Annotated in this window: 17 protein-coding genes and 1 tRNA gene; 10 read left to right on the forward strand and 8 right to left on the reverse strand. The window is 64.1% G+C overall.

All coding sequences use genetic code 11. The features are described from left to right. Positions 1-18: 18 nt before the first annotated feature. From WJ12_RS11065 to WJ12_RS11080, 4 genes are read right to left on the reverse strand one after another with little or no spacing between them, the layout of a single operon-like run. A complete protein-coding gene (locus tag WJ12_RS11065) occupies positions 19-282 on the reverse strand; it encodes a PAAR domain-containing protein (RefSeq protein ID WP_027784933.1) in 264 nt (87 codons plus the stop codon). Between the two features lie 9 nt (positions 283-291). After that, positions 292-1,773 carry a virulence factor gene (locus WJ12_RS11070; protein ID WP_082744744.1) on the reverse strand — a complete coding sequence of 494 codons (1,482 nt, stop codon included), beginning with the start codon at positions 1,771-1,773 and terminating at the stop codon, positions 292-294. Beyond that, positions 1,770-4,031 carry a T6SS effector phospholipase Tle3 domain-containing protein gene (locus tag WJ12_RS11075; protein ID WP_059560143.1) on the reverse strand — a complete coding sequence of 754 codons (2,262 nt, stop codon included), beginning with the start codon at positions 4,029-4,031 and terminating at the stop codon, positions 1,770-1,772. The genes WJ12_RS11070 and WJ12_RS11075 overlap by 4 nt, the downstream gene beginning before the upstream one ends. A 23-nt stretch (positions 4,032-4,054) precedes the next feature. After that, the gene (locus tag WJ12_RS11080) at positions 4,055-6,832 is read right to left on the reverse strand and encodes a type VI secretion system Vgr family protein (protein WP_034190365.1); all 2,778 of its coding nucleotides are present in this window, start codon (positions 6,830-6,832) and stop codon (positions 4,055-4,057) included. A 350-nt stretch (positions 6,833-7,182) separates the two neighbouring features. On the opposite strand from WJ12_RS11080, the gene WJ12_RS11085 reads away from it, so the two are divergent. Beyond that, positions 7,183-7,273, forward strand: a tRNA-Ser gene (locus WJ12_RS11085). A gap of 193 nt (positions 7,274-7,466) precedes the next feature. Here the strand turns inward: WJ12_RS11085 and WJ12_RS11090 are convergent. From WJ12_RS11090 to acs, 3 genes are all read right to left on the reverse strand, one after another. Further along, a complete protein-coding gene (locus WJ12_RS11090) occupies positions 7,467-9,482 on the reverse strand; it encodes a sodium:solute symporter family protein (RefSeq protein WP_034190364.1) in 2,016 nt (671 codons plus the stop codon). A gap of 3 nt (positions 9,483-9,485) precedes the next feature. After that, a complete protein-coding gene (locus tag WJ12_RS11095) occupies positions 9,486-9,833 on the reverse strand; it encodes a DUF4212 domain-containing protein (RefSeq protein WP_059560139.1) in 348 nt (115 codons plus the stop codon). Positions 9,834-9,916: 83 nt separating this feature from the next. Next, positions 9,917-11,899 carry an acetate--CoA ligase gene (gene acs / locus WJ12_RS11100; RefSeq protein ID WP_059560137.1) on the reverse strand — a complete coding sequence of 661 codons (1,983 nt, stop codon included), beginning with the start codon at positions 11,897-11,899 and terminating at the stop codon, positions 9,917-9,919. Positions 11,900-12,215: 316 nt separating this feature from the next. Here acs and WJ12_RS11105 point away from each other — a divergent pair, with 316 nt between their 5' ends. The 9 genes from WJ12_RS11105 to WJ12_RS11145 all read left to right on the forward strand — a co-directional run bounded on the left by WJ12_RS11105 (position 12,216) and on the right by WJ12_RS11145 (position 19,528). After that, complete coding sequence (locus tag WJ12_RS11105) at positions 12,216-13,130, forward strand: DMT family transporter (protein ID WP_059560133.1); 915 nt, start codon at positions 12,216-12,218, stop codon at positions 13,128-13,130. A 113-nt stretch (positions 13,131-13,243) separates the two neighbouring features. Then, entirely contained in the window at positions 13,244-13,861 is a 618-nt protein-coding gene (locus WJ12_RS11110; protein WP_034190360.1) for a TIGR00645 family protein, read from the forward strand. A gap of 34 nt (positions 13,862-13,895) precedes the next feature. Next, positions 13,896-15,419 carry a fumarate hydratase gene (locus WJ12_RS11115; protein ID WP_006478316.1) on the forward strand — a complete coding sequence of 508 codons (1,524 nt, stop codon included), beginning with the start codon at positions 13,896-13,898 and terminating at the stop codon, positions 15,417-15,419. 193 nt (positions 15,420-15,612) lie between these two features. Next, a complete protein-coding gene (gene bfr / locus WJ12_RS11120; protein ID WP_006478315.1) occupies positions 15,613-16,089 on the forward strand; it encodes a bacterioferritin in 477 nt (158 codons plus the stop codon). Between the two features lie 28 nt (positions 16,090-16,117). Continuing rightward, on the forward strand, positions 16,118-16,981 hold the full coding sequence (gene murI / locus WJ12_RS11125; protein ID WP_376698818.1) for a glutamate racemase: 864 nt from the start codon (positions 16,118-16,120) through the stop codon (positions 16,979-16,981). A 150-nt stretch (positions 16,982-17,131) separates the two neighbouring features. Further along, on the forward strand, positions 17,132-17,368 hold the full coding sequence (locus WJ12_RS11130) for a (2Fe-2S)-binding protein (RefSeq protein ID WP_034190359.1): 237 nt from the start codon (positions 17,132-17,134) through the stop codon (positions 17,366-17,368). Between the two features lie 218 nt (positions 17,369-17,586). Continuing rightward, on the forward strand, positions 17,587-18,318 hold the full coding sequence (locus tag WJ12_RS11135) for an energy transducer TonB (protein ID WP_059560131.1): 732 nt from the start codon (positions 17,587-17,589) through the stop codon (positions 18,316-18,318). A 36-nt stretch (positions 18,319-18,354) separates the two neighbouring features. After that, positions 18,355-19,086 carry a MotA/TolQ/ExbB proton channel family protein gene (locus tag WJ12_RS11140; protein WP_034190357.1) on the forward strand — a complete coding sequence of 244 codons (732 nt, stop codon included), beginning with the start codon at positions 18,355-18,357 and terminating at the stop codon, positions 19,084-19,086. A gap of 13 nt (positions 19,087-19,099) precedes the next feature. Further along, complete coding sequence (locus WJ12_RS11145) at positions 19,100-19,528, forward strand: ExbD/TolR family protein (RefSeq protein WP_059560128.1); 429 nt, start codon at positions 19,100-19,102, stop codon at positions 19,526-19,528. 401 nt (positions 19,529-19,929) lie between these two features. Here WJ12_RS11145 and WJ12_RS11150 read toward each other — a convergent pair whose 3' ends face one another. After that, entirely contained in the window at positions 19,930-20,904 is a 975-nt protein-coding gene (locus WJ12_RS11150) for a LysR family transcriptional regulator (RefSeq protein ID WP_034190356.1), read from the reverse strand. Positions 20,905-20,958 lie beyond the last annotated feature (54 nt).

Here is a 20,958-nt window from a genome sequence, read left to right on the forward strand (position 1 = left end):
GAGCGCCGGGTTGGCAATTCATTCCCGTCCGGACGACGCCAGACTCGAAATCAGCGTCGCGCCACACGACGTTTTGTGACCATCGAATGCGGCCGGTTTCCCGTCGACGATGACCTGCGGATCGCCTTCGGCGATAAAGCAGGCCTGATGGCCCGCGATCGGACAGACACACGTATCACCGAGCCGGGCGACCGGCCGCCCCATCACTTCGCTGACCGCGCTGCCGGTCACGACCTGACCGCCGTGGCTCGTTGCGTCGCCGACTCGAATGATTCCGCGCATGCGCGCTCCTTATTCCGAATAGCCTTGCGATGCCGGACGCGCGTCATGACGGCGCCCCCACCACGGCAAGTACGCGTTGTTCTCGCCGCGTGCGCGGAACCAGTCCTTGCCGGCGTCGATGGGCGTCAGCTTCGAAGGCGCGACGACGACGACTGCCGTCGGATGCTCGGTGTCGGTCGTTCCGGCTACGAGCACATTTCCACCGAGGTGATTCGCTCGGCCGATCGCCAGCGCCACATCGGTCAGCGCCGCGCCGGCGCCCATGTCACCGAGCAACGCCGATGTGTTGAAGGTCTGCGTGCGGAAATCGTATTCCGGCAGGACTTCCGTCAGCGTCTGCGACAGTGAGGCAATACGTGTCGATGCAGCATCGCTGCCCTTGCCCGCGTCATGCACGACGTAATTCAGCGACGACACCGGCACGCCTGCATTACTCGCCGCCGTATCGATCGTCGACTTCCATGCCTGCACCGCGCGGCTCGCGCCTTGCTTCGCCTCGAAATCCTTGACGTTGCTTCGTGCAGCCTTGCCGATCCAGGCTAGCGGTTCACGCTCGGTCTTCAGGTCGGGGCCGGCAAGGAACAGCACCACCATGTTCTCGTTGATCTGTTCGTCGTTCGGCGGAAAGCTGGGCGCATCCCAGTTCATCACCCACGCGCTTTTGTCGGGGTGGGCGGCCAGATAGTCCAGCGCCGCGTTCAGCGACGTGAAACCGGCATTTCCCTGGCCCGATGTCACGTGCACATCCGGCGGTGTGTCGTGGCTCCACAGGTCTTTTGCCGATGAATTTCCGATCTCGAACGTGCTGATTATTTGATCACGCAAATACGTCTTTGCCTTGATGGGATCAAGACGGCCACCAGGAATTGCTAATTCAACATGCACACCAGCCAACTCGCGCCATCCACTTCTATCACCAGGCTTTACGGTGTAGAAATAATTGGAATTTGCAAAATATCTGGTCCGGAACAAAACGAGCAACTCGTCGATATATTTCTCGTAAAATCCACCAAATGATTCACGTCCAGAGCTGCCATCCGCGATGATTGAGATCGCTTGAACGGCAGAGTACTTTTTAGGGTTGGCGCGCACCATATCATCATTCTTGTTCGCAGAAACGAGGCCCAACGTCCATAACAACTGCCATTCCGTCGGATAATCCCGGCGTTGCAGAGGGTTGAGCCATTCAAGGCCAACGACCTGTGCCACAAAGGGCTTCACCGAATCACTTTTTGGTTCAGCGTCGCCCACGGCGCGTGGCGTCGCAGCTGCGGCACTCGACGTCGCAAACATGGTCGAAAACACAAATACCAACATAGCCACCAATCCAGGAACCAGCACCATTCTCTTCATCAGATCTCCTGCACTTGAGTTTTCGGCAGATGCACTACTTGGCAGCGTCATCGTTGCATACAACACGATCGCAGCCAACAGCATGACGAAAATCGCCAATCCAAATCGCCGCTGCCAGGTGGCAACAATCACCTTCATAGCACACTCCCCAACCGCAGGAAAAATCCTCCATCACGCTCGTCGTAGATTTTTTCGGGCATGCTTGCAACCGGATCATTTTTAACCCACTTATGCAGGAACATGTCCTTATATTTTCCCTTTTTTATATATTCCGCAAATAATTCATTTTGACCATCCCTCACCAATCCATTCAAAAATCGCCAATCCGCCTGCTTTCTGATATCTGCAAAGTCGCCCTCCGTCAGATAGCAAAGCCCAATAGCAATATCGTAAGCCAAAGCCTTTTCCGCATGCTCACCATTCGTCATGATAGTTGAATGATTGGTAGGATTATTCTTATCCCCGCCATTCAGCATGTCGAATATCTCTTTGTTTCTCCATTTCTTGTAACCTTCGCTTGCATCCGCAGGGCGGTCCTCCCCAACAACAACTCCATTTTCATCAACCCAGTCGCGCTTGTTCAACCTTCTCGCTTCCATCCGGAGAATGGAATGATCCTCGTATCGCTGCGCAGCTTCGGATGCGGCATCGCCCTGCGCTTTCAGCGCGTCACCCTCGGTCGCGAACTTTTCCGACTTGGCGTCGAAGGTGTCGTATGGATCGTCATCCCGCTTGTTCTCCTTGGTGGCGTCACGCCCAGCCGACGGCGGATCGTAACCCTCGTTGAAGCACCCTTCCTCAATCGGTTTCCCTTGCGCATCGCGAGCGCCCGATGGTTTGCCATAGCGGAACGCCTGCGGGAGGAAGCGCGTTTCCTTATCGAGCATCGGTGCGGTAATCGGGATTTCCCAATTTTTCGGTGGATCGGCATTGACCGCCATGTTCGTCAAATTGAACAGGTAGAGGGCCGGGCTCGTTGCAATCGTGAAAAACTTCGCGATCCACCCTTCATTGGAATGCGTGCCTCGCCCAAGACCATACCGCGCAGGTGGTGATGGCGGATACCAGAAACCCTCCTTCTGGTTCTTGTCCTTGCGCCAGTCATCCTGCCAATACCGATAGAGCTTGTTCTCTCCACCGACCTCGAAATTCGATGCAAACACGCGTTGCGAAAAAACACCCCACGCGTTCGTCGCACTGATGTCGTCGACACTCATCCCGCGCCAGCCGATTCCCTGAACGGTCAGGGCAGAAATGACCTGATCGTGCGGACAACAGTACAGCGTCACTCTCCCGTAGGTGTTTTTCTGATACAGCCCATGTGCCTCCCGGTCCTTGGCTGCGCTATACGGCTTGCCCCCGTTCTTCGACGGCCTTGCGTTTTCCATTGCGCGATCGAGATCCTCCGCGGGCATCTCGAGATCGGCCCGGGCACGCAGGATATCGAAGTACTCCCTCAGCGTTTCCTTGCGCGCGACATAGGTCTCGCGCCCCACGTGCCCGTTCTTGTCGCGCACCCCGCGCTGGGCCCATGAGTCGGTCATGTTGGCCTCGACGAGACTGTACGGGGGATTGGCGAGAACATAGGTGTCGGCGACGCAGCGCCCTTTCTTGCCCCACTGATCCGTCACCTCTGGCAACCGGTCACCGAGAAACGCTGCGGCAAGGCCGATCATGTTTCCTTGGCTGTGGCAAACGATCGTGACCGGCGCGTCGGCCTGTCGCTTGCGGATCGACTCGACCAGACGTGCAAGCCGCAGTGCGCCAAGCACACCGTAAGTGCGCGGTGGCGTGGAGTAGATCTTTCGATTGCCGATGCCATTCATGTGCTGGACGGTCAGCCACAGAAAAAGCCGATCGTTCAATCCGTCGTTCCACAGATCCGGCAGACTCGAACACCCGCCCGCGAACGGGCCACCGCCCCAGTAATTCCTTTCGTTGAGCATGATCTTGTCGCCATACTCCTTCAGCTCCTCCGCATTCGCGGCATAGCCCCACCGAAAGTGGATGACGGGCGAAAAGGACGGATCGGGCTTGATGTACGTCTTCGACGACATGTCCGGATTCAGGAAACCGTCTGGCGTCAGGCTTTCGATATAGCTGACCGGTGTCATCTGCCCGGCCACCGGCCCCCAATGGAACAGCTGATCGTCATAACGCCCCATGCGCCGGTTCAATCCGGCACACAGCCCCTTCTCGGCCTCCTTGAACCATTCCCCTTCCGAATTGACCCCGTGCACGAAAATGACGACGCCCGGCAGCGGCATCTGCATCACGCACTCGAGGTCGTTGCGGTTGAATAGCGTCGTCCCCAGTCCACCGCCCACCGAAGTCTGCGACGGTTCGTCCGTCGACGGTTGCCCGCCCGGGTTTTGCGCAAAGTTGTAGTTGAACATGTTGTTTTTCTGGAAGACTCAACTCAGGTTCTCGACTTGAAGAAGCGAACCGCCAATTGTTCGAACTGGTCGCTGCTGACCGGCGCGAGCTTGCCTTGCGCGTCGGTCTTCCCCTTGATCAATTCGCCCGACGCCTTTCGCACCTCGGCTTCCATGCCCTCGACCGGCTGCCCGTCCGTGGCCCGGACCAGCTTCGGCACCCGCCCCAGCGAGCCCTGGTCGAACTTCGGAAAATCGGCGCTCATGCTCGCCGGCCCGGCCCACGTATGCGACGCGGACTTGACGGTGAAACTCCCCGGACATCCGAGCTCGATATCGCCGCCATGCAGCTTCAGATACGCGCCGCCCGACGTCACGAACACGACCTGCTCGCTGGCCATGCCCGCGAGCTTGCCGCCGCCCGCCGACATCTGGATGTTCTTCGCCGAATCGATTTGCGTGTCGTCGTTCTGGCTCTGCAGCGCCACTTTCCCCTGGTTGGCGATCGCCGACACGCCCTCACTGTGCGCAAACATCGCCACGCCATGCCCGGCCTGCAGGTTGATCCGCTGCCCGCTCGTGTACTGCAGGTGGTTCTGCGCGACGACATCGATATTGCCGCCCGCATGGGTCGTCACGGTCTTCGGCGTCGCCATGCTGATGCCGGCCGGCGCGGTAATACCGATCGCGGCCATCGACGCGCCTGACGACTCACCGCCGCCGGACGCCTCGCCATTCGGCCAGCCTTTCACCGTGGTCATGAGTGCATCGTGCGGCTGCGTATCCGGCGCCACGCCCTGATGCTGGCCCGCATAGTCGCCGAGACTCTTGAACAGCTCGACGCATTCCTGCATCAGTTGCAGATACTCGTCCCGCGCGAGGTGGCCGTCACTCGCGCGCAGCCGCTCCCAAGCCGAAATCAGCATCGCCTTGCCGCTTCGAATCGCCACGTGCGCATCGCTGCGCAATTCGGCGCCTTCGCCGCGTGCCGCTCCTTGCCCGTTGTCGCGCGGCTGCGTCAGATAGCCGAGGTTCAGCTGACTGTACGCATGCTCGCTCGCCAGTTGGCTGCTGATCTGTCCGGGCGTATCGTCGAAACGGATCTGGTTGTACCGCTGCCCTTTGATTTCCTTCGTCTTCGTGCCGGAAAGATAGCGGTTTCCCGGCAGCGCGCCGGTGTGGCTGAAGGTCGCCGGCATGTTCGGCCCGTTGGCCAGCACGCCCATCACGACGAGCCGGTCCGGATCGCCGCCGATATGGCCGATCAGCACTTCCATGCCGACGCGCGGCAACGTATTCGCGCCGAAACTCGGCCCGGCGAGCGCGCAGGCGACGCGCACCGGCGCGCTGTCGGACGGCGTGCCGCTCGTACCGGCGCCCTGCGCGTGCGCATGATCGTCCGCGCTCAGTCCCTGGATCCGCACGCGGATGCGGCCCATTTCATCGCAGAACACCTCCTCGCCCTCCGGGCCGACGACGACGGCCGTCATCGGATGCACGGGCGGCAAGTCGACGTGCGGATCGTAGGCCGGCGTCAGCGGCACGCCGCGCCGCACGCACGAGAATGTGTTTTCGTAGCGTCGATCGCTTTCGTCGCCCGGCTTGCCACTCACGTCGGTCGGCACCGCGTCGAACAGCACGCGGCTTGCCGCGAACAGCGATTGCGCGCGCTCGTTCAGTTCCTTCGGCAGGTTGTTCCGCACGCAATGATGAAGCGACGTGACGACAAACTGCCGCTGTTCGGCCGGCAACGTATCGAGTTGCGGATGCTCCGCGAGCGCAAACCAGTGACCGACGGCCAGATCACGGACATTGCTCACGCCGTCGACGGATTCGGCACGCAGTTCATGCGCCAGCATCCGGTCCTTGCCGATCCGGTCGAGATCGGACGACGAATCCCCGGCGTGCGGGATATCGATGACGACATCGGCCAGCAAATGCCCGAGGTCGTTGCCGCCGTCGCCCTGATCGACGATCGTCGCCTGCTCGGTCTGGGACATCCGGCCGCTCTTGTAGTCCCACGTCGGTCGGACGATCTTGCCCGGGATCAACCGGCGGCTCGTCGCCCACAGCGTGATCGAGTCGCGCGCTTCGGTGGCGGCGTCGCGGTGGTAGCGGATGGTGCCGGCGGCCGTCGCCGGCAACTTCATCGAGTCGTCGGCAAAGACGAGTGTATGAACCGGCGTGTCGTGCGCATTGCCGCTCGCCCGCTCGCCGGCCTTGCCCGCCTTGACGAATACGGTCGCCCCCTCCCGTCGCAACAGCCGCCGGATGAAATGCGAGTCCGACTCGTTGACCTGCCGCGTAAGTTCACGCGCGGGGTAACGCTCGGCTTGCAGGCCGGACAAGTCGAACTCGAATGCGCCCGCGAGCGCCGAACTGCGCTGGCGCCATTCCTGAAGCAGCACACCCAGGATGTCGGGCAGGCTCTTCGACCGAAACAACCGCGAATTGGTCCGCCGCTCCATCACGGAAAGCACGTCGCGAATCGTCAGCTGGTAGCAGGTCAGTGAACCGTCCGATTGGCCGGTGCGAACGTCGGTGACAATGCCGTTGATGGTATGGAGACGCCCGCGATCGGTCGTCATCTCGACGGAGACCGGCAGCCCGATGAAGCTGCGAATCGGAAGATCGGCCCGTGCCGACACGCAGGTCAGATGCCCCTCGATGCCCGTCATCAACCCTTCGCGGATATCGGCATACTGGAGCGCAAGCACCTGCTCGAGCGTCTTCTGAGCAGGCCCCCAATTCATGCGAACCGGCCGATTGTTCTGATCGACCACCCCGGACGCAAACGTGCGTAGCAATTCGGCTGTATTCACAGCGTGACTCTCAGGATTTTGTTTGACTTCGTTGTTCGGCGAGCCATCACGCCCGCTGGTCCGTCCTGGGAGTGCCGCCCGTCTGGTTTTCGGCGAGCATAGCAAATTTGTCGGATTGGTGACGGCTTTTTGACAGGATTTAGAATCCTTTCTGCGAAGCGTCCGAACGGACTCAACAGTTCACATTCTTTCGAACCGGGACGGTCCATGTCCGAAGTAGCCGACAGGTCGTACGGCTCGTCACGATCTGACGTCGGGCGACGCGCGCTCGGTATGGATCGACGAATTTCTGACGGGTGCGGAAGGGAGTGGCGGGCTGCCGCCAGAGTTTGCTATACTCTCGGTCTTCCGGAGAGATGGATGAGTGGTTTAAGTCGCACGCCTGGAAAGCGTGTATAGGTTAATCGCCTATCGGGGGTTCGAATCCCCCTCTCTCCGCCAGAATTCGATGCCCGCGCCAGCGGGCATTTTCGTTTCCGGGGAGAAAAGCAAGCCGATCGTTCGGCTTGCCCGCGCTGTCTGGGCGAATCCGCCTCTCTCCGACAGAAATACGCGAAGCCCCCTGATTGCCCCAGGAATCAGAGGCTTTTCAACTTGGCGCGCCGGCACGCCATGCATCGCCCCCCTTCCCGCCTCACGGATGCCGGATGTAATCCACCAACGCCCGCGTATACTCATCCGGCCGCTTGTCGCACAGACTCACCGCGATCGCCACCGCAAACCCCGCCGGCACGCCGAACACGCCCGAACTGATCGGCTCGATCCCGAACCACGTGCGCCCCGCGAACCCGGTCAACTGCGTGAAGTACGGATACGTCGACACGATGTAGTACACGCATACCGCCAACCCCGTCACCATCCCGGCGATCGCCCCGCGCGTCGTCGTGCGCTTCCAGAACACCCCGAGCACCAGCACCGGAAAAAAGCTCGACGCCGCCAGCGAAAACGCGGCGCCGACCAGAAACAGGATCTTCCCCGTATTGAGCGACGCGACATACGACGCGAACAGCGCGACGCCGAGCAGCAGCACCTTCGAGATCGTCACGCGCCGCTGGCTCGATGCATCGGGTGCGACCATGCAGTAATACACGTCGTGCGACAGCGCGTTCGCGATCGTCAGCAGCAGCCCGTCCGCGGTCGACAGCGCCGCGGCCAGCGCACCGGCCGCGATCAGCCCCGACACGACGTACGGTAACCCCGCGATCTCCGGCGCGGCCAGCACGACCATGTCCGGCTGCATCTGGATTTCCGACCAGTGCACGATCCCGTCGCGAATCACCTCGACGACGCTGATCAGGTCCGGTTCGAAGTGATGCCATTGCGTGACCCACGCCGGCAATTCCGCGAACGGCCGCCCGACGAGGTTCGCAAGGATCTCGTACTTGATCAGCACCGCGAGCACCGGCACGCTCAGGTAGAACAGCGCGATGAAGAACAGCGTCCAGCCGACCGAGCGTCGTGCCGATGCGACGGAGGTCGTCGTGTTGTAGCGCGTCAGGATGTGCGGCAGGCTCGCGGTGCCGAGCGACAGGCACAGCAGCAGCGCGAGAAAATTGCGCTCGCGCGGCTTGCGTTCGTCGTCGCTTGCAGCCGGAAACGGCTCGTGCATCGGCACGGGCGGCTCGGCGCGCGCCAGCAGGTCGTCGCGCGCCTGCGTCCACGCGACGCGCGCCGCTGCCGGGTCGCGCGGGAAGTCCGCCAGTTCGCGCTCGCGCAGGCTGATCTCGCGCAGCGGCCCGTTATGGCGTCGCAGGTCGGCCAGCTGGTCGACCAGATGCCGGCGCGCGTCCGCATACGACGACGGCAGCCGGTCGAGTCGCGTCTGGATCTCCGCGGCCTGCCGGCGGTACGCGTCGCGTACCCGCTGCTCGTCGGACGCCTCGCGCACCTGCGCCTCGCGCGCCGCGACGCGCTCCATCAGCTTGCCGTAATTGAATTGCGGCACGGGTCCGAGCCCGTTCTTCATCGCGATCAGCGACACCGGGATCAGGATCGCGCTGATCAGGATGATGTACTGCGCGACCTGCGTCCACGTGACCGCACGCATCCCGCCGAGAAACGAGCACACGAGAATGCCGGCGAGCCCGCAGAAGATCCCGATCGCGAAATCGACGCCGATGAAGCGCGTCGCGATCAGGCCGATCCCCTGGATCTGCGCGACCAGATACACGAACGAACACAGGATCGCCGCGCCGGCCGCGAGCGCGCGCACGGCCGTGCTCGAGAAGCGCGTGCCGAGAAAATCGGGAATCGTGTAGCGCGCGAGCTTGCGCACATACGGCGCGAGCAGGAACGCGACGAGGCAGAAGCCGCCCGTCCAGCCCATCATGTACGCGAGCGCGTCGTAGCCGGTCGCGTAGAGCGAGCCGGCCAGGCCGATGAACGACGCGGCCGACAGCCAGTCGGCCGCCGTCGCCATCCCGTTGAACGCGGACGGCACGCGCCGCCCGGCCACGTAGTACTCGACGAGATCGGACGTGCGCGACAGCAGCCCGATCACCGCATACACGGCGATCGGCACGAACAGGAACACATAGCCGATCCAGACGCCCGAACCGGTCGCGCGCTCGATCCGCCACATCAGCAGCACGAACCCGAGAAACCCCAGCGTGTAGAGCGCGTATGCGCGGATCAGTCGATGCGTCAGCATGGGTCAGCGCCCGCCGCCGTTCGCGATGCCGGAGCGCGCCGCATGATCGTCGTACGCGCGGCGCAGCGTGCGGTCCGCGCGCTGCATCAGCCCGATGTAGACGACGATCAGCACGAGGTACACGAGAATCGCGCCCTGCGCGCCGACATAGAACGGCAGGCTGAAGCCGGCGAAACGGACCGCGGCGAGCGCGGGCCCGAAGAACGGCACGATGAACGACACCGCGAAACCGATCGCCATCAGCACCGCGATCAGCGCGACGTTGAAGCGCCAGTAGCGCGCGTGGGCACGCGCGAGCGGCTCGGGAACGGGCGGTGGCGCCGCAGGCGCCGAACGGGTCGGAACAGTCATGCCGTTATGTAGCAAAAAGCCCCTGCGCGGGCAATCGGGATTGCCGCGCAGGGGCTCGTGCGCGAGACGCGCAGCCGGTACGATCAGCGCACTTCGGCGAGCTGCTCGAGGATGGCCGGATTCTCGAGCGTGGACGTATCCTGCGTGATCGCCTCGCCCTTCGCGAGCGAGCGCAGCAGGCGCCGCATGATCTTGCCCGAACGCGTCTTCGGCAGGTTGTCGCCGAAGCGGATGTCCTTCGGCTTCGCGATCGGCCCGATCTGCTTGCCGACCCAGTCGCGCAGCGTCTTCGCGAGCGCCGCGGCTTCGTCGCCTTCCGGACGCGCACGCTTGAGCACGACGAACGCGACGACCGCCTCGCCCGTCGTGTCGTCCGGGCGGCCGACCACGGCGGCCTCGGCCACGAGCTCGTGCGAGACCAGCGCCGATTCGATCTCCATCGTGCCGAGCCGGTGACCCGACACGTTCAGCACGTCGTCGATCCGGCCCATGATCGTGAAGTAGCCGGTGTCCTTGTCGCGCACGGTGCCGTCGCCGGCAAGGTACAACGTGCCGCCGAGTTCTTCCGGGTAGTAGCTCTTCTTGAAGCGTTCCGGGTCGCCCCAGATCGTGCGGATCATCGCGGGCCACGGGCGCTTGACGACGAGGATGCCGCCCTGCCCGTTCGGCACGTCCTGGCCCGTCTCGTCGACCACCGCGGCCATGATGCCCGGCAGCGGCAGCGTGCACGAACCGGGCACGGTCGGCGTCGCGCCCGGCAGCGGCGTGATCATGTGGCCGCCGGTTTCGGTTTGCCACCACGTATCGACGATCGGGCAGCGCTCCTGGCCGACGTGCTTGTGATACCACATCCACGCTTCCGGATTGATCGGCTCGCCGACCGTGCCGATGATGCGCAGGCTCGACAGGTCGTAGCTCTTCGGATGCACCTTGTCGTCGGCTTCGGCCGCCTTGATCAGCGAACGGATCGCGGTCGGCGCGGTGTAGAACACGGTGACCTTGTGATCGCCGATCATCTTCCAGAAGCGGCCGGCGTCCGGGTAGGTCGGCACGCCTTCGAACACGACCTGCGTGCCGCCGCATGCGAGCGGGCCGTACGTGATGTACGTGTGGCCCGTGACCCAGCCGATGTCGGCCGTGCACCAGAACACGTCGGTCGGTTTCCAGTCGAAGGTCCACTTCATCGTTTGCGCGGCCCACAGCAGGTAGCCGCCCGTGCTGTGCTGCACGCCCTTCGGCTTGCCGGTCGAGCCCGACGTATACAGGATGAACAGCGGGTGCTCGGCGCCGACCCATTCCGGCTCGCAGGTGTCGGACTCGCCGTCGGTCAGTTCGTGCATCCACAGGTCGCGGCCGGCATGCCAGTCGATCTTGCCGCCGGTGCGGCGATAGACGATCACGCTCTTCACCGCTTCGCAGCCGCCCAGCGCGAGCGCCTCGTCGGCAATGCTCTTGAGCGGCAGCGTCTTGCCGCCGCGCGCCTGCTCGTCGGCCGTGATCAGCGCGACCGCGCCGACGTCGACGAGCCGCTCGTTCAGCGATTTCGCGGAGAAGCCGCCGAACACGACCGAGTGCGTCGCGCCGATGCGCGCGCACGCCTGCATCGCGACGATGCCTTCGATCGACATCGGAATATAGATGACGACGCGGTCGCCCTTGCCGATCCCGCGTTTCTTCAGCGCATTCGCGAAGCGCGACACGCGCGCCAGCAGATCCGCATAGGTGACGCGCGTGACGGTGCCGTCGTCGGCCTCGAAGATCACCGCGACGCGCTCGCCGTTGCCGGCTTCGACGTGACGGTCGAGACAGTTGTACGACGCGTTCAGCTCGCCGTCGTCGAACCACTTGTAGAACGGCGCATTGCTCTCGTCGAGCACCTTCGAGAACGGCTTGTGCCACGTGAGGCCCTCGCGCGCGAGACGCGCCCAGAAGCCTTCGTAATCCTGCTCGGCCTCGGCGGCGAGCGCGCGATAGGCCGGCATGCCGGAAATGGTCGCCGCCTTCTCGAGCGCCGCGGGCGGCGGGAACTGACGGGTTTCGTGAAGAACCGATTCAATCGCAGACATCGACTACCCCTTGGTGAACATGAATCCTCTGGCGGCGCGATCGTGCGCGCCGCACGTGTCTTGGCCGGCGCATGCGCGCCGCTGTCTCCTACCCACCCGCACGCGGCCACGAAGGCCGCGCACGATGCTGCACCGCACCACATCACGCGAACGTGAACGGGCGGCCCGACGGTTTCCACGATAAGCGCCCGAACTTACCCGTCACTTACGCGGCATGGCCGTTTCGCACACCGGGCGGCACCGCATGACGGTCGGCTTTACGCTGTTACAACCGCGACCCTACAATCCTAACTGAACTCGCCTTCCGGATTCCAGCTTGAATCGCTACGCCCTCTTCCTCATCCTGTCGATGCTGTTCGTCGGCAGCAACGTCGGTATCGGTAAATCCATCGTCGCATTCGTTCCCGTCGCGATCCTCGCCACGCTGCGCTTCGTGATCGCGATCGCCGTCCTGTGGCCGCTGTTCAGCCCCGTGAAGATGCGCGCGGTCAAGCGCGGCGAATGGCTGAACCTGTTCCTGCAGGCGTTCTTCGGCACCTTCATGTTTACGCTGCTGATGCTCAACGGCGTGCAGCGCACGAGCGCGGTCGCGGCCGGCGTGATCACGAGCACGATCCCGGCGATCGTCGCGCTGTTCGCATGGCTGATCCTGCGTGAAAAACCGAACGGCCGTGCGCTCTTGTCGATCGCGCTCGCGATCGCCGGCGTCGTCACGATCAACCTCGCCAACGGCGGCGCGGCCGGGCATGACGGCCACGGCCACGGCGACGCGTCCGGCTCGCTGACCGGCAACCTGCTGATCCTCGGCGCCGTGTGCTGCGAATCGATCTACGTGATCCTGTCGCGCCGGCTCACGCAGACGCTCGCGCCGATCGACATCTGCGCGTACACGCACCTGTTCGGCCTGTTCCTGATGCTGCCGCTCGGCGCGACCGCGCTGTGGCATTTCGATTACGCGAGCGTGCCGGCCGGCACCTGGGCGCTCGTCGTCTGGTATGGCCTGTCGGCCAGCATCTTCTCGTTCTGGCTGTGGATGAAAGGCATCCGGCACGTGCCGGGCAGCCTCGCCGGCGTGTTCAGCGCGGTGCTGCCGATCGCCGCGGCCGCATACGGCATCGCGTTCCTCGGCGAGCGCCCGACGCTCGCACACGGCGTTGCGCTCGCCTGCGTGGTCACCGGCATCGTGCTCGCGAGCCTGCGCGTGAAACGCGTGCCGGCCGCCGCGTCCTGATCCGTCCCCGGCAGACCCGGCGCGTCGCTGCAGTCGCGCCAGCCGACGCGTTACAATAGCGCGCCTTTTCAAGATTACCCCCGATACCTGCGCACCGCGCCCGTACCTCCATCATGTCCGCCCCGCATTCGCCCGGCCACCCGGCCCGCCGCCCGCTTCGCCCGCTTCCCGCGCTGATTTTCATGAGCCGCTGGCTCCAGGTTCCGCTTTACCTCGGCCTGATCGTCGCGCAGGCCGTCTACGTGTTCCTGTTCCTGAAGGAAGTCTGGCACCTGCTGTCGCATGCGGCCGGTCTCGACGAGATCAGCGTGATGCTCGCGGTGCTCGGCCTGATCGACGTGGTGATGATCTCGAACCTGCTGATCATGGTAATCGTCGGCGGATACGAAACGTTCGTGTCGCGCCTCGGCATCGAGGGCCACCCCGACGAACCCGAATGGCTCGACCACGTGAACGCGGGCGTGCTGAAGGTCAAGCTGTCGATGGCGCTGATCAGCATTTCGTCGATCCACCTGCTGAAGACCTTCATCAACCCCGACCAGCACACGACGCACGCGATCATGTGGCAGGTGATCATCCACGTGTCGTTCCTCGTGTCGGCGCTCGTGATGGCGTGGGTCGACCGCCTGACGACGCACACGCACCCGGCCCATTTCCACGAGACGCACGCGCCGCACGCGAGCGCCGTGCCCGCGTCCCGCAAGCCGGCCGAAGCAGCCGCCAACGCATAAACGCATTCCCCACTGTCCCCACAGAGTCTCAGCCATGACCGTCATCAAACAGGAAGACCTGATCCAGAGCATCGCGGATTCGCTGCAGTACATCAGCTACTACCACCCGCTCGACTACATCCAGGCCCTCGGCCGCGCGTACGAGCTGGAAGAGAGCCCGGCCGCGAAGGATGCGATCGCGCAGATCCTCACGAACAGCCGCATGTGCGCGGAAGGCAAGCGCCCGATCTGCCAGGACACCGGCATCGTCACGATCTTCGTGAAGGTCGGCATGGACGTGCGCTGGGACGGCGCGACGATGGGCCTCACCGACATGATCAACGAAGGCGTGCGCCGCGGTTACACGCACCCGGACAACGTGCTGCGCGCGTCGATCGTCAATCCGCCGGAAGGCGCCCGCAAGAACACGAAGGACAACACGCCGGCCGTGATCCACTACGAGATCGTGCCGGGCGACAAGGTCGACGTGCAGGTCGCGGCGAAGGGCGGCGGCTCGGAGAACAAGTCGAAGTTCGTGATGCTCAATCCGTCCGATTCGATCGTCGACTGGGTGCTGAAGACGGTCCCGACGATGGGCGCGGGCTGGTGCCCGCCGGGCATGCTCGGGATCGGCATCGGCGGCACGGCCGAGAAGGCGATGCTGATGGCGAAGGAATCGCTGATGGAGCCGATCGACATCCAGGAAATCATCGCGCGCGGCCCGAAGGACTGGGTCGAGGAACTGCGCGTCGAACTGCACGAGAAGGTCAACGCGCTCGGTATCGGCGCGCAGGGCCTCGGCGGTCTCGCGACCGTGCTGGACGTGAAGATCATGGCGGCACCGACGCACGCGGCCTCGAAGCCGGTCGCGCTGATCCCGAACTGCGCGGCCACGCGCCACGCGCACTTCGTGCTCGACGGGTCGGGCCCGGCCAAGCTCGAAGCGCCGTCGCTCGACGCCTGGCCGAAGGTGCAGTGGGAGCCGAACACGGAAACGAGCAAGCGCGTCGACCTGAACACGCTGACGCCGGAAGAAGTCGCGAGCTGGACGCCGGGCCAGACGCTGCTGCTGTCGGGCAAGATGCTCACCGGCCGCGACGCCGCGCACAAGCGCATCGCCGACATGCTCGCGAAGGGCGAGAAGCTGCCGGTCGACTTCACGAACCGCGTGATCTACTACGTCGGCCCGGTCGATCCGGTGCGTGACGAAGTGGTCGGCCCGGCCGGCCCGACGACGGCCACGCGCATGGACAAGTTCACCGAGACGATGCTCGCGCAGACGGGCCTGATCTCGATGGTCGGCAAGGCCGAGCGCGGCCCGGTCGCGATCGATGCGATCAAGAAGCACAAGGCTGCGTACCTGATGGCGGTCGGCGGGGCGGCCTACCTCGTGTCGAAGGCGATCCGCGGCGCGAAGGTGCTCGCGTTCGAAGACCTCGGCATGGAAGCGATCTACGAGTTCGACGTGCAGGACATGCCGGTGACGGTCGCCGTCGATTCGTCGGGCACGTCGGTGCACCAGACCGGTCCGAAGGAGTGGCAAGCGAAGATCGGCAAGATCCCGGTCGCAACCGCTTAAGGGCGATCGAACGAAAGGCCGGACGGACGTCCGGCCTTTTTGCTTCTCGTTCTCATTATTGTGTACGGCCGGTTGTTCGAGGCTGATTCTCATTACACGCAAAAGGCAGGCCAGATAAGGCTTCGAGGCTTGGCTTTTCTCGTTCGAGCGATTATCGTTCGGTTTCTGAAGCCCCACTGAACAAGGAACAGCCATGCAAGGCGACAAGAAAGTCATCGAATACCTGAACGCCCAACTGAAGAACGAACTCACGGCGATCAACCAGTACTTCCTGCATGCCCGCATGTACAAGCACTGGGGTCTCGACAAGCTCGGCAAGCACGAGTACGACGAGTCGATCGGCGAAATGAAGCACGCCGACTGGCTGATCGAGCGCGTGTTCATGCTCGACGGCCTGCCGAACCTGCAGGACCTGCACAAGCTGCTCGTCGGCGAGGAAACCGAAGAGATCCTGAAGTGCGACCTGAAGCTCGAGCAGATCTCGCAGTCCACCTGCAAGGAAGCGATCGCCTACTGCGAATCGGTTCGCGACTACGTGTCGCGCGAGATCTTCGAAAAGATCCTCGACGACACCGAAGAACACATCGACTGGCTGGAAACGCAGATCGACCTGATCGGCAAGGTCGGCCTGCAGAACTACCAGCAAACGATGATGGGCTCGGCCGAGTAACCGGCCACATCGCCACCTTGCCGTCCGCATGACGATGACGCACCAGCCAGTCGCCTCCGGGGTCCGCCCCGCCGCCCCTGTCGGCATCTTCGACTCGGGGCTCGGCGGCCTGTCGGTGCTGCGCGCCGTGCGTGCGCACCTGCCCGGGGAATCGTTCGTCTACGTCGCCGATTCGCATCACGCGCCGTATGGCCCGCGCGACGAAGCGTTCATTACCGAGCGCACGCTGGCGATCGGCGAATGGCTCGCGCGCGAAGGCGCGAAGGCGCTCGTCATCGCGTGCAACACGGCAACCGCACGTGCGATCGCGGCCATCCGCGAACGCCTGGCGATTCCGCTCGTCGGCGTCGAGCCGGGCATCAAGCCGGCCGCCGCGCTGTCCGCGACCGGCGTCGCCGGTGTCCTCGCCACGCAATCGACACTGAACAGCCCGCGCTTCCGGGCGCTGCTGGATCGCTACGGCGCCGGCCGCCGCTTCATCTGCCAGCCCGGCCACGGGCTCGTCGAGGCGATCGAACGCGGCGACACGAACTCACCCGCCCTACGTGCGTTGCTCGAGCGTTACCTGCAGCCGATGCTCGACGACGGCGCCGATACGCTGGTGCTCGGCTGCACGCACTACCCGTTCTTCACGGAAACGATTCGTGACCTTGTTGGCGATCGCCTGACGATCGTCGACACGAGCGACGCCATCGCGCGCCAGCTCGCGCGGGTGCTCGACGAACGCGGCCTGCGCGCGCCGGCCGGCACCCAGGCCGCGCCGCCCCGCTTCTGCTCGACGAGCGACGGCGTGCAACTGCGCGCCCTCGCGTCGACGCTGCTCGGCCTCGATGCGCCGGTCGAATCCGTCACCATTTCCTCGCCGAACGCGCGCGCCTGCGCGACCGCCTGACGCGGGCCCGCAGGCCCGCTCCCGCCGCAGTTCCGCCGCCCCAGCCGTTTCAAGGGTCCGATGACCTTAAAAAAAGCCGGACCCAGGCTTGTCAACGTCTGCAAAATTAATGATAATAATTCGCATTAACGTTAGCTATCGCAACTCATCATGATCGTCTGCGTGTGCAAGTCTGTTTCCGATCGCAAGATTCGCGCGTCCCTCGCCGAGGGCGTCCACTCTTTCGATGAACTCCAGTTCGAACTCGGCGTGGCCACGTGCTGCGGCAAGTGCGAGGAGTCCGTACGCGACCTCATGGCCGAGCAAGGCGTCTGCGCAAGCCGGTGCGGTGTCGAGCATCACGCTCACCCGATCCCGGTCACGTTCTACGAACGCAAGGCAGCCTGAGCGGCGCCGAGCGTGCACATGCGGCCCAGGCCGCATTTTTTGTTTTGACCGTCAGCAAGCCACCGTCTGCGCGAGCCAGCGGCTTACCTGCCAAGGAGCCTGTCATGGAATTGCTGATCGGATTTGTGACCACCGTTTGCATCTCGCTGCTGATCTTCCGCAAGTGATGCCGATTCACCCGCCGCGCCCCGGGTGCGACATCGTTCTTTCAAGCTAACATGCAGGCTTCGCATCTCGCTCCTGCCGGCGCCATGCCGGTTGCACCACGTATGAATTCCCGAGTGATCGTCGTCGCGGTCGGTGTGCTTGCCGCACACGCGATCATGTTGACGGCCGCCTGGCTCCATCGCAACGCGCCGCCGCCGAAATCGGTCGAGGTCCAGACGATCACCGCGCAGCTCATCACACCTGCCCCGATCGCGCAGCAGGTTGCGGCCGAATCGATCCCGCAGCCCGCGCCGCCGAAGCCCGTGCCGCGCGTGAAGCCGAAGGTCGAGCCGAAGCCGGTGCAGAAAGCGGCGAAGCCGACACCTCAACCGGTTGCGCAATCGCCGGCCCCGTCGCCCACCCCGGCGCCGGCCGCCGATCCGACGCCCGCGCCGGCCGCGCCCGCCCCCGCGGCACCGGCCGCCGCCCCCGGCCCGGCGCGCGAAACGATGCAGGTCAGCGCGCCGAAGAACGTGCCGACGCTCCAATGCAACTTCGTGAAGCCCGACTACCCGTCGATGTCGCGCCGACGCGGCGAATCGGGTACGGCCTACGTTCACTTCGTCGTCGGCGTGACCGGCAAGATCGAAAGCATCGACCTGCAGAAGAGCAGCGGCTACCCGCGCCTCGACGACGCCGCACTCGACGCGATGCGCTCGACCACCTGCCGTCCGTACATCGAGAACGGCCAGGCGATCCGCGCCGCCCGCACACAGCCCTACAGCTTCGGGCTCACCGACTAACCTGCCTCATCCGGAAGATTCAAAGGAAACAAGAAAATGCAAAGCTACGGTATCGCGCACGTCTGGGCGCAAGGTGATTTCGTCACGCGCGCCATCGCGATCACGCTGCTCGTGATGTCGGTCCTGTCGTGGATCGTGATCGTCATCAAGGGCTGGAACGTGATCCGCCTGAACCGTCTCACGAAGAATGCCGAACAGGCATTCTGGCATTCGGACAATTTCGACGACGGCATCAAGAAGCTCGGTCTCGCCGCATCGACGCCGAACGACAACCCGTTCCTCGCGCTCGCGCTGTCGGGCAAGGAAGCCGCCGACCACCACCACCAGACGCAACCGCACCTGCACGATCGCATGGACGTGTCGGACTGGGTCACGCGCTGCCTGAAGGACACGATGGACGAAGGCATCTCGCGCATGCAGAGCGGCCTCGCGATCCTCGCGTCGGTCGGCAGCACGGCACCGTTCGTCGGCCTGTTCGGCACGGTCTGGGGGATCTACCACGCGCTGCTCGCCATCGGCGCAACCGGCCAGACGTCGATCGACCAGGTCGCCGGCCCGGTCGGCGAATCGCTGATCATGACGGCCTTCGGCCTGTTCGTCGCGATCCCGGCCGTGCTCGGCTACAACGCGCTGACGCGCGCGAACAAGGGTGTCGTCAGCAAGCTGCGCCGCTTCGCGCACGGCCTGCACGCGTACTTCGTGACGGGCGCGAAGCTCGCATCGTCGTCGACGCGCGACGGCCTGCGTCTCGCGACGCGCGCCAGCTGAGACGAGGTGAACCATGGCCATGAACACCGGTTTCAGCGACGATGACGACGATGCAGTGATGAGCGAGATCAACATGACGCCGCTCGTCGACGTCATGCTCGTACTCCTGATCATTTTCCTCGTGACGATCCCGGCGATGCAGCATGCGGTGAAGATCGACCTGCCGCACGCCAGCAGCCAGCCCGTCGACGAAAAACCGCAGACGGTCGACGTCGCGATCCAGGGCGACGGCACGATCCTGTGGGACGACCACACGGTCACGCGCGAACAGTTGCAGGCTCGCATCGCGGAAGCCGCGAAACGCACGCCGCAGCCCGAGTTGCACCTGCGTGCGGATCGCAAGGTGGCATACGAGCACGTAGCGGAAGTGATGTCGGATGCGCAGGCCGGCGGCCTGAGGAAGCTCGGCTTCGTCACGGAGCCGGGCGCGAAAGCGAAGTAACACGCGCCCGTCTCGCGATAACGCATCGCAGGCACCTCGCCGGCCGCACCTAGCCGGCCACACCTCGCCGGCCGCCCACAAAGTAAAAGGCCTTCATCGCCAGATGAAGGCCTTTTTTCATGCGCACGCGGGCGCCTTCGGGCGGCGGGCTCTTCGGCGGTATCGGTTACGCCTCGAGCAACGCAAATGCGACTCTGCCGTGGTCTGCACGGACTGCGCGTTCTGCCCTATCTGGCTCACAATATATGCGGCCACCTGATTTCGCTCAGAACTTCCTTCACGAAATGGGATTTCAATATAGGCCCGCACGCGCACGCATTCAAGGTTCCAGCGATTGAAACTTGCGATTGCAGGCGACGCTTCAATGACAAAACAAATTTGCGTCGTCGTGCACGCTGTGTTCAGGTCGCCGAAACATCGGCCGCCGCTTCCTTCTTCGCGCGCTCGGGGCAACCGGGCTCTTTGTACGCGCCATGATCGAGCTTCTCGACCAGGTAGTCGACGAACGCGCGCACCGCGGGCGGCATCCCCTGCCGCGACACGAACACCGCATACAGTTGCGGCACCGGCAGCGTCCAGCCCGGCATCACGGGTGACAGCTGCCCCGCACGCAGCGCGTTGCCGTACATCATCTCCGGCAGCGCCGCGATGCCGAGGCCGTCGAGCACGGCCTCGCGGATCGTCATCAGGTCGGCCGTCACGAGCCGCGGGTCATGCTCGTGCACGTGACGCGTGCCGTCCGGCGCGATCAGGTTGAACACGTGCCGCCCGTCGACGCTCGGCGTATCGAGCGTCTCGAAACCGGTCAGGTCGTCCGGCACCAGCGGCGGCGCATTCTGGCTCAGCAGGCTCGGCGCGCCGACCAGCATCTGTTCCGTGCGCCACAGCGGCCGCACGACGATGTTGGCGTTCTGCGGCGGTTCCGAGCGTACGCGCAGCGCGACGTCGATCGAATCCTCGAACAGGTCGATCACGCGATTCGTCACGCGGACGTGCACCTTCACCTCGGGATAGCGGCGCAGGAATTCGGGCAGGATGCGCGACAGCATCGTCTGCGACAGCGTGACGGGCACGCTGACCCGCACCGAACCGCGCGGCGACGCGCGCAACTGCTGCACCGCGTTCATCGCGGCCTGCGCTTCGGCCAGCATCGCCTGGCAATGCTGGTAGAACAGTTCGCCCGCCTCGGTCAGCGCGAGCTTGCGCGTCGAGCGCTGCAGCAGGCGCACGCCGAGCGCCGCCTCGAGTTCGGTCAGGCGCCGCGACAAGCGCGATTTCGAGATGCCCAGCACGCGCTCCGCGGCCGAGAAACCGCCATGTTCGACGACCTGGGAAAAGTACATCAGGTCGTTCAGGTTATGTGCATCGATATTCATCTCATCGTTCCAATTTCAGAACAATCCATTGCGAACCACCGCAAATCGAACGGT

It is taken from the genome of Burkholderia seminalis, assembly GCF_001718535.1.
GTDB classification, from domain to species: domain Bacteria; phylum Pseudomonadota; class Gammaproteobacteria; order Burkholderiales; family Burkholderiaceae; genus Burkholderia; species Burkholderia seminalis.